Genomic DNA, 9,282 nt, shown 5'->3' with positions numbered 1-9,282 from the left:
AGATCGCGGGATACGAACTCCGCTTCGACGAGGTCCACGAACGGCCCGTCGCCAACTATCAGGCCAAATCCTCGACCTTCACCGTCAGCCGCGACGGCAAGTTCGTGGCGACGCTCCACCCCGAGGAGCGCTGGTTCCCGGTCACCCGGATGTCTACGACGGAGGCCGCGATCCGGACCAACTTCGTGTCCGACCTCTACGTCGTGCTGGGACAGGAGCAGCAGGGCACCGGCGCCTACGCCACCCGCCTGTACTACCATCCCCTTGTTCCCTGGATCTGGATCGGCTGCGTGGTCATGGTGGCCGGCGGCTGCGTCTCGCTCAGCGACCGGCGCTTCCGGGTCGGCGTGCCGGAGAAGAAGCGCAACCGCCAGCCGGTTCCCCTGCCCGCCGAATGAGACGTCATTTATAGAGTGCCAGTGAAATGCGCCGCCTGATCTACATCCTGCCGCTTGTGCTGTTCGCCGTGCTGGCCGGGTACTTCGCCCTGGGGCTGACCCGCGACCCGTCCGTCGTGCCGTCCGCCCTGATCGACAAACCGGTGCCCGAGTTCACCCTGCCGCCGCTGCTCAAGGACGGCCAGGGTCTGGCGAGCGCCGACCTCAAGGGCAAGGTCCAGCTCGTCAACGTCTTCGCGTCGTGGTGCGTGCCGTGCCGGATCGAGCACCCCGTGCTGATGCGGCTGGCCAAGGAGCAGGGCGTCACCGTCAAGGCGATCAACTACAAGGACAAGCCGGAGGACGCCATCCGCTGGCTGAACCAGGGCGGCAATCCCTACAGCGCCATCGGCGCCGATCAGGACGGCCGCGTCTCGATCGACTGGGGCGTCTACGGCGTGCCGGAAACCTACGTGGTCGATGCCCAGGGCCGCATCCGCTACAAGGTCGTCGGCCCCGTCATGCCGGACGAGGTCGAGCGCCATATCCTGCCGCTGATCAAGGAGCTTCAGGGATGAGACGCTTCCTTGGCGTTGCAACCGCTGCCCTCTTCCTGGGCCTGGCATCCCCGGCTTTCGCGGTCCAGCCGGACGAGGTCCTGAAGGACCCGGCGATGGAAGCCCGCGCCCGCGAGATCAGCAAGGAACTGCGCTGCCTCGTCTGCCAGAACCAGTCGATCGACGACAGCAACGCACCGCTCGCCCGCGACCTGCGCGTGCTGGTCCGCGAAAGGCTGGTGGCCGGCGACGACGATTCCGGCGTGCTGGGCTACATAACGGCCCGCTACGGCGACTACGTCCTGCTGCGCCCGCCGTTCAAGGCCAGCACCTATGTCCTCTGGATCGGTCCCGTGGTCGTGCTGCTGCTGGGGGCCCTGGGAGCGGCGCTGTTCCTGCGCGGCCGCAACCGCCCCGCCGCCGCCGGCGACACCGAGGCTCCGCTGACACCCGAAGAACGAGCGCGGCTCGACAAGCTGCTGCGCGAGGATACCTGAAGTGATGCTGTTCTGGATCGTCGCCGCCGCGATGACGGCGGCCGTGACCGCCCTGGTGCTGACCCCGCTGCTGCGCAGCCGCCAGACCGGCGGAGCGGCGCCTGGACCGCGCGCCGCCTATGACATGGAAGTCTACCGCGACCAGTTGACCGAGCTGGAGCGCGACCTTGCGCGCGGCGTCATCGATGACCGTCAGGCCCAGGCCGCCCGGACCGAGATCGGCCGCCGCATGCTGGCGGTGGCGGAGGAAGGCAAGCGCGAGGTTTCGCCCGGCGTCTCTTCCGGCAAGGCCAGCCGGGCGGTGGCACTGGCGCTGTGCGTGGTGATCCCCGTCGGCGCGCTCGCCGTCTATATCCCGACCGGCGAGCCCAACCTTCCCGGACAGCCCTTCGCGTCCCGTGAAACGAAGCCCGACAACGGTGCGCCAGCCCAGGTGATGCAGGCCATCGCCAAGCTGGAGCAGCACCTGAAGGACGAGCCGGACGATCTCCAGGGCTGGCTGCTGATGGGCCAGACCTATACCCGCATGGGCCGTTTCGACGACAGTGTCGAGGCTTACCGCCACGCCGTCGGCATCAGCCAGGGCAAGGAGCCCGGCATCCTATCCTCCTATGCGGAGGCGATGATCGCCGCCAACCAGGGCATGGTGCCGGAAGAAGCGGCCCGCACCTTCGAAGCGGTGCTCCAGGCCGATCCCCACGACGCCCGCGCCCGCTACTATCTGGCGCTGGCGCGCGGACAGGCCGGCGACATGCGCGGCGCTCTCGACCGCTGGGTCGAGCTGGCGGCGCAGAGCCCGGCCGATGCGCCGTGGCTGCCGACGGTCCGCCAGCGCATCACCGAGACGGCGGGGCAACTCGGCATCGACGTCGCCTCCGTCATGCCGCAGCCGCTCCCCGCCATGCCGCAGAGCGAAGCCGCGGCACCGGGTCCCACCCGCGAGCAGATGGCGGGCGCCGCCGACATGACGCCGGAGCAGCGCGAGGGGATGATCCGAAACATGGTGGACGGCCTCGCAACCCGCCTGCGCGACAACCCCAACGACGCCGACGGCTGGCTGCGCCTCGGCCGCGCCTACAAGGTGCTGGGCGAGCAGGACAAAGCGGTCGAGGCCCTGGCGTCCGGCGCCAAGGCCGCCCCCGGCCGCGTCGACGTGCTGATGGCATACGCCGACGCGCTGATGGTCGCCGGCGGCGAGGAAGACGCGCCGCCTCCCGCCGCCGTCGCGGTCCTGCGCGAGGTTCTGGCCCTCCAGCCCGACAACCCGCAGGCGCTCTGGTTCCTCGGCCTTGACGCAGCGCGGACCGCCAATAAGGGCGAAGCATCCCAGTTCTGGGGCAAGCTGCTGACCCAGCTTCAGCCCGGCTCCCCCGAGCATGCCGAAGTCCAGTCCCGGCTGAACGGGCTGGCGCAGGGCGGATGACATTGAAAAACATATCCATCCGGGTACCGCCACAACCCTTCGGTTCGTTTTCTCGTTAAATTATCGGCGTACCGAAAATCGGGTTTGCGCCGCACCTGCGGCGCGGCTAGCCTGTTTCCTGTCCTTGGCACGAGTCAGAACGGAAGCATGGCCCTTTCCCAGTCCTCGCCGGATAACCTGAATCCAAGCCCCGTCCCGGGGGCCGCCATCGTCGTCGAAGACCTTCACAAGCGGTTCGGCAAGCTCGAAGTCCTCAAAGGGGTTTCCCTGGTCGCCCATGAAGGCGACGTGATCTCCATGATCGGGTCGAGCGGATCGGGAAAAAGCACCTTCCTCCGCTGCATCAACCTGCTGGAGACGCCGGACGAGGGCCGCGTCTGGGTCAACGGCGAGCTGATCCGCATGAAGGAGGGCCGCCACGGCGCCGTTCCCGCCGACGCCAAACAGGTCGACCGCATCCGCTCCCGCCTTGGCATGGTGTTCCAGAGCTTCAACCTCTGGACCCACATGACCGTGCTCCAGAACGTCATCGAGGCCCCGGTCCATGTGCTGGGCGTGCCCAAGCGCGAAGCGGTCGAGCGGGCGGAAGCCCTGCTGGAGAAGGTCGGCCTCGCCGCCAAGGCGTCCTCATATCCCAGCCATCTTTCCGGCGGCCAGCAGCAGCGGGTCGCCATCGCCCGCGCCCTCGCGATGCAGCCCAAGGTCATGCTGTTCGACGAGCCGACCTCCGCGCTCGACCCCGAACTGGTCGGCGAGGTCCTGCGCGTCATGCGCCAGCTCGCCGAGGAGGGCATGACGATGATCATCGTCACCCACGAGATGGGTTTCGCCCGCGAAGTGTCGAGCGAGGTCATCTTCCTGCACCAGGGCCGGATCGAAGAGCACGGCCCGCCGGATCAGGTGCTCGCCAATCCGCAATCCGACCGGTGTCGGCAGTTTCTCGCCCGCAATCTCTGAATCACCAATCCAATCAAAAAAAGCTCAGCGACGAATGTCGATGAACAGGAGGCAGTAAAGTGAAGAAGACCCTCGCAGCCCTCGCGGCCGGACTAGCATTTTTCACCGTCGCCGGCGCCGCCCAGGCCCAGACGAAGATCCGCATCGCGACCGAAGGCGCCTACCTGCCGTGGAACGGCCAGGACGCTTCCGGCAAGCTGATCGGGTTCGAGATCGATCTGGCGGCCGAACTGTGCAAGCGCATGGGCGCCACCTGCGAAGTGATGGCCCAGGACTGGGATGGCATCATCCCCGGTCTCCAGTCGCGGAAATACGACGTCATCATGGCCGGCATGTCGATCACCGACGAGCGGAAGCAGGTGATCTCCTTCGCCGGCCCCTACGCCACGGAACCGACCAGTTTCGCCGCCATGAAGGGCAGCCCGCTGCTGGCCTTGAACCTGCCGACCACCGCCGTCGATATGGCGACGATCACCCCGGACGAGCAGAAGCTGATCGACCAGACCGCCGCCGCCGTCAAGGGCAAGACCGTCGGCGTCCAGGTCTCCACCATTCAGCAGAACATGGTCGAGCAGATGATGCCCGGCGTCGAGGTGCGGACCTACGACAAGGTCGACAACCTCGGCCTCGACCTCGTGTCCGGGCGCATCGACGCGCTGGTCGCCGACGGCTCGGCGATCAACGGCCTGATCGCGGCCAGCGATCAGAACAAGGACATCACCAAGTTCGGCCCGGCCTTCTCGCGCGGGCTGCTGGGCGAAGGCGTCGGCGCCGGCGTCCGCAAGGGCGACACCGAGCTTCAGGCCAAGCTGGACAAGGCGATCAAGGACGCCACCGCCGACGGCACGATGGGCAAGCTTTCCACCCAGTGGTTCGGCTACGACATCTCGATCAAATCAGGGTCGTAAGGGTGACGACGGGCCGGTATCCGCCCCATGCTTGAGCTGCTCGCTTGGGGCGACACCGGCTGGGGCGACGAACTGGTGCGCGGCACGCTGATGACGCTGGCGGTGGCGCTCTGCTCCTTCGCGCTGGGGCAGGTGTTCGGCGGACTGGGCGCCACCGCCAAGCTCAACGGCGGCATCGTCACCCGCGCCATCGCCGAAGTCTACACGACGGTCGTTCGCGGCGTGCCGGAACTGCTGGTAATCTACCTGCTGTTCTTCGGCAGCAGCAACGCCGTGATGGGGATCGCCTCCCTGTTCGGCTACACCGGCTATATCGAGGTCAATGCCTTCACGATCGGCGTGCTGTCCGTCGGCTTGATCTCGGGCGCCTATTCGACCGAAGTCATCCGGGGCGCCATCCAGGCCGTCCCGTTCGGCCAGATCGAGGCCGGGCGGGCGGTCGGCATGCGCAGGGGGCAGATCTTCTTCCGCATCCTGCTGCCCCAGACCCTGCGCTACGCCCTGCCCGGCCTGGGCAACGTCTGGCAGCTCACGCTGAAGGACACGGCGCTGATCTCGGTGACGGCGCTGGCCGAACTGATGCGTTCCGCCCAGATCGCTGCCGGCGTCACGCGCAACCCGTTCCTGTTTTACGTGCTGGCGGCCGTCCTGTACCTGGTGCTGACTTCCCTTTCCACATACGCGTTCGACCGTGCCGAAAAGCACGCCAATCGCGGCGTCAGACGGGCTTGAGAAGATGAACCTGTCCATCATGTGGGATGCGGTGCCGAAACTGCTGGCGGGCGTGCCCGTCACGCTTCAGCTCGTGTCGCTGGCGCTGCTGTTCGGCTTCGTCCTGGCGGCGGGTATCGCGCTGATGCGGCTGTCGGGCAGCCGGATCGCCTCGAGCTTCGCCGCTGCCTACGTCTTCGTCTTCCGGGGCACGCCGCTGCTGGTCCAGATCTTCCTGATCTATTACGGGCTCGGCCAGTTCCCAGGAGTCCGGTCCAGCATCTTCTGGGCGATCCTGCGCGAGCCCTACTGGTGCGGCATCCTGGCGCTGACGCTCAACACGGCGGCCTATACCAGCGAGATGATCCGCGGCGGCATCCAGTCGGTGCCCCCAGGCCAGATCGAGGCGGCCCGAGCCTGCGGCTATTCCCGCTTCCTGGTGTTCCGCCGGATCGTCGCCCCCATCGCCATGAGGCAGGCCCTGCCCGCCTACGGCAACGAAGTGATCCTGATGGTGAAGGCCAGCTCGCTGGCCAGCACGATCACCTTGCTGGAGATCACCGGCATCGCACGCCGGATCATCTCCCAGACCTTCGCGGTGTTCGAGGTCTTCATCGTCGCGGGTGCGATCTATCTGGTGATCAACTTCCTGATCACCCGCCTGATCCGCTATGCGGAATGGCGCCTGACGCCCTATCTGCGGCGTCCCGCCTGAGCAGGCGCCGTCAGCCTTCCGCGTCCTCGTCGACCGAGGCATCGTCGGCGGCATCGCCCCGGTCGTGCTTGGAGGCGGTCACCGTCTCGCGATGCTTGACGCGGGAGCCGGTCAGAGCGTCGTTGATACCCATGAAGTCTTCCAGGTCGTGGTAGCTCAGCATCGTATCTCTCCATCTACGTCTCTGATCGGCGGAGTAATCCAAATGTTGCGCAGCAACAAGAAGATTCTTGCCTGAAATGACCGATGCGGCAATCGGTCAGCCATTCGTCACACTGTGCGCTCTTCCCGCACTGCACACAACAACACGAGACCGAACACCAGCAATAGGACTATGGTTGCCATCCCCGCCCGTTGACTCCCGAACGATTCCGTGGCCCACGCCAGCGCCAGGGGTCCCACGAACGAGACGGCCCGGCCGGATAAGGCGTACAGCCCGAACATTTCGGTTTCCATCGCGGGCGGCGACAGCTTCGCCATCATGGTCCGTCCCGCCGCCTGCGCCGGCCCGACGAAGATCCCCAGCCCCAGCGCCAAGCCCCAGAAGGCGGTCTGCGACTCGGCGAACAGCAGCGAAGTGCCGAACGCGATCAGCCCTACGAGACAGCCCAGTATCGTCCGCTTCGGCCCGATCCAGTCGTCGATCCAAGCGAATCCGAAGGCCCCTGCCGCCGACGCCACGTTCAGCGCGATCGCGAACAGGACGATCTGCTGGAACGTCATGCCGAACGTCCCCGCCGCATAGATCCCGCCGAAGGCGAACAGCGTGTTCAGCCCGTCGCGGTAGAGCGCGCTGGCGATCAGCCAGCGGACGATGTTGCCGTAGCGCCGGATGTGCCGCAGCGTGTCCAGCAGCGATCTGAGCCCCGCCCGAACCGCCTGTCCCAGCCCGATCCCGGTCGAAGGCTGGTCCGGCGTCACCAGGAACAGCGGCAGCGCGAAGACGGCGTACCAAAGCGCCACCAGCAGGGCGGTCGCCCGGACATTGGCCTGATCCTCCGTCCCGATCAGGCCGAACAGCGGATTTTCCGCCTGCACCAGCCCGAACAGCGACAGCACCAGACATCCCAGGCCTCCGATATACCCAAGCCCCCAGCCCCAGCCGGAGACGCGCCCGGTAAAGCCCGGCGGCGCCAGCGCCGGCAGCATCGCGTTGTAGAAGACGTTCGCCAGTTCGAACGCCACGTTGGTCAAGGCGATCAGCACAAGGCACGGCAGCACATAGGCCGGGTCCGGCCTGACGAACCACAGCAGCGCCGTCCCCGCCACGGTCAGCGCCGTGAACAGCGCCAGCCACGGCTTCCGCCGCCCGCTGCGGTCGGCGATGGCGCCGAGCAAGGGGCTCAGCACCGCCACCGCGATGCCCGATACCGCCACCGCCCTGCCCCATTGGGCGGTGCCGATCACTTCCGATTCCGCCACCCCGCGGGTAAAGTAGACACTGAAGATGAAGGTGCCGATGACCGTGTTGTAGGCCGACATGGCCCAGTCATAGAAGCACCAGGACAGGATTGCGCCGCGCTTCTTCACTCGATACCGCTCCCGTCCGCCCGAAGCGCCGGCTCAGCGCTTCATGATGGCGCCCAGGATACCCCGCGCGATCTGCCGGCCCAACTGAGTTCCGAGGCTGCGGAGCGCGCTGTTGACCATCGCCTCCCCCGGACTTTGGCGCGTTGCAGCCGCGCGCGGCTGCTTCGGAGCCGGCGCCGGTCTGGAAGAGGAACCGCCCGGCCTGGAATAGCCCGAACCCGACGCCGATGCCTCCACCACCGGCTTCGCCGCGCGGTCGCGCAGATGCTCGTAGGCCGATTGCCGGTCCACCGGGCGGTCGTAGATTCCATTGACGGGACTGCCCGTCAGCAGCGCCGCCCGCTCCGACGCGGTGATCGGCCCCAGCCGGGACCCCGGCGGCGCCATCATGACGCGCTGGACGACGCCGGGGATGCCCTTGTCCTCCAGCAGCGACACCAGCGCCTCGCCGACAGCCAGTTCCTGGATCGCGGCCGCAGCGTTGAACTCCGGATTGGCACGGAAGGTTTCCGCCGCAGCCCGCACCGCCCTCTGGTCGCGCGGCGTGAAGGCGCGCAGCGCGTGCTGCACCCGGTTGCCCAACTGGCCCAGCACCTCCTCCGGGATGTCCAGCGGGTTCTGGGTGATGAAATAGACGCCGACGCCCTTGGACCGGATCAGCCGGACCACCTGCTCCACCTTGTCGACCAGCGCCTTCGGCGCATCGTCGAACAGCAGGTGAGCCTCGTCGAAGAAGAACACCAGCTTGGGCTTGGGCAAATCGCCCGCCTCCGGCAGTTCCTCGAACAGCTCGGCCAGCATCCACAGCAGGAAGGTCGCGTAGAGCCGAGGCGAGCGCATCAGCTTGTCGGCGGCCAGCAGGCTGACGATGCCGCGCCCCTCCGGCGTCACCCGCATCAGGTCGGCCAGTTCCAGCGCCGGCTCCCCGAAGAACTTCTCCGCCCCCTGCTGCTCCAGCACCAGCAACTGCCGCTGGATAGCACCGACCGAAGCCTTGCTGACCGTGCCGTACCGAGTCCCCAGGGCGGAGGCGTTGTCGGCGACATAGGCCAGCATCGCCCGCAGGTCCTTGAGGTCGAGCAGCAGCAGCCCTTCGTCGTCCGCCACCTTGAACGTCAGGTTCAGGACGCCTTCCTGGACGTCGTTCAGGTCCAGCAGACGCGCCAGCAGCAGCGGCCCCATCTCGGAAATCGTCGCCCGGATCGGATGCCCCTGTTCGCCGAAGACATCCCAGGCCACCGTCGGGTTGGCCTCCATCGCGTGGTCGGCGATCCCCAGCAAGGCGGCCCGCTCGGCAATCTTGGGATTGGCCCCGCCCGCCTGACTGATCCCCGCCAAGTCGCCCTTCACATCGGCCAGGAAGACCGGCACGCCGGCCTTGGAAAACCCTTCCGCCAGCACCTGGAGCGAGACGGTCTTGCCGGTCCCCGTCGCCCCGGCGATCAGCCCGTGCCGGTTGGCGTATTTCAGCAGGAGCGCCTGAGCCTCTCCCCCGCCCTTCCCCACGAAGATCGAATCACCCGCCGTCATGCCGCCGCTCCTCAGTCCAGGTTTCGACAGGGTTGAGAATGGCAGTATTCGTGGGGAATTCCAGCGTCCGGTGGAAG

Annotated in this window: 11 protein-coding genes; 8 read left to right on the top strand and 3 right to left on the bottom strand. The window is 67.1% G+C overall.

Going from position 1 to position 9,282, the window contains the following annotated elements:
• The 8 genes from AC5JJ6_RS28630 to AC5JJ6_RS28595 all read left to right on the top strand — a co-directional run.
• Positions 1–398 (top strand): cytochrome c-type biogenesis CcmF C-terminal domain-containing protein (locus tag AC5JJ6_RS28630; RefSeq protein WP_496045321.1); only part of this gene is annotated, 398 nt, incomplete at its 5' end.
• A 26-nt stretch (positions 399–424) separates the two neighbouring features.
• Positions 425–955, top strand: coding sequence for a DsbE family thiol:disulfide interchange protein (locus tag AC5JJ6_RS28625; RefSeq protein WP_496045320.1), 531 nt, complete (start codon positions 425–427; stop codon positions 953–955).
• Positions 952–1,431, top strand: a complete 480-nt coding sequence (locus tag AC5JJ6_RS28620; protein WP_496045319.1) for a cytochrome c-type biogenesis protein — start codon at positions 952–954, stop codon at positions 1,429–1,431. The genes AC5JJ6_RS28625 and AC5JJ6_RS28620 overlap by 4 nt, the downstream gene beginning before the upstream one ends.
• A gap of 4 nt (positions 1,432–1,435) precedes the next feature.
• Positions 1,436–2,854, top strand: coding sequence for a c-type cytochrome biogenesis protein CcmI (gene ccmI / locus AC5JJ6_RS28615; protein WP_496045318.1), 1,419 nt, complete (start codon positions 1,436–1,438; stop codon positions 2,852–2,854).
• 147 nt (positions 2,855–3,001) lie between these two features.
• Positions 3,002–3,811, top strand: coding sequence for an ABC transporter ATP-binding protein (locus AC5JJ6_RS28610; RefSeq protein ID WP_496045317.1), 810 nt, complete (start codon positions 3,002–3,004; stop codon positions 3,809–3,811).
• A 59-nt stretch (positions 3,812–3,870) separates the two neighbouring features.
• Complete coding sequence (locus AC5JJ6_RS28605) at positions 3,871–4,719, top strand: transporter substrate-binding domain-containing protein (RefSeq protein ID WP_496045316.1); 849 nt, start codon at positions 3,871–3,873, stop codon at positions 4,717–4,719.
• A gap of 27 nt (positions 4,720–4,746) precedes the next feature.
• Positions 4,747–5,451, top strand: coding sequence for an ABC transporter permease (locus tag AC5JJ6_RS28600; RefSeq protein WP_044428912.1), 705 nt, complete (start codon positions 4,747–4,749; stop codon positions 5,449–5,451).
• Positions 5,452–5,455: 4 nt separating this feature from the next.
• Positions 5,456–6,145 (top strand): ABC transporter permease, encoded by a 690-nt coding sequence (locus AC5JJ6_RS28595; protein WP_496045315.1) that lies wholly within the window; start codon positions 5,456–5,458, stop codon positions 6,143–6,145.
• Between the two features lie 10 nt (positions 6,146–6,155).
• On the opposite strand, the gene AC5JJ6_RS28590 is transcribed toward AC5JJ6_RS28595, so the two are convergent.
• From AC5JJ6_RS28590 to AC5JJ6_RS28580, 3 genes are all read right to left on the bottom strand, one after another.
• Positions 6,156–6,308 carry a hypothetical protein gene (locus AC5JJ6_RS28590; protein WP_496045314.1) on the bottom strand — a complete coding sequence of 51 codons (153 nt, stop codon included), beginning with the start codon at positions 6,306–6,308 and terminating at the stop codon, positions 6,156–6,158.
• A 107-nt stretch (positions 6,309–6,415) separates the two neighbouring features.
• Positions 6,416–7,675 carry an MFS transporter gene (locus AC5JJ6_RS28585; RefSeq protein ID WP_496045313.1) on the bottom strand — a complete coding sequence of 420 codons (1,260 nt, stop codon included), beginning with the start codon at positions 7,673–7,675 and terminating at the stop codon, positions 6,416–6,418.
• Positions 7,676–7,708: 33 nt separating this feature from the next.
• Complete coding sequence (locus AC5JJ6_RS28580; RefSeq protein WP_496045312.1) at positions 7,709–9,205, bottom strand: helicase HerA-like domain-containing protein; 1,497 nt, start codon at positions 9,203–9,205, stop codon at positions 7,709–7,711.
• Positions 9,206–9,282: the final 77 nt, after the last annotated feature.

It is taken from the genome of Skermanella sp., assembly GCF_059503625.1.
Note: the sequence above shows the minus strand (reverse complement) of the source record. Positions and strands in the feature narration are given on the sequence as shown.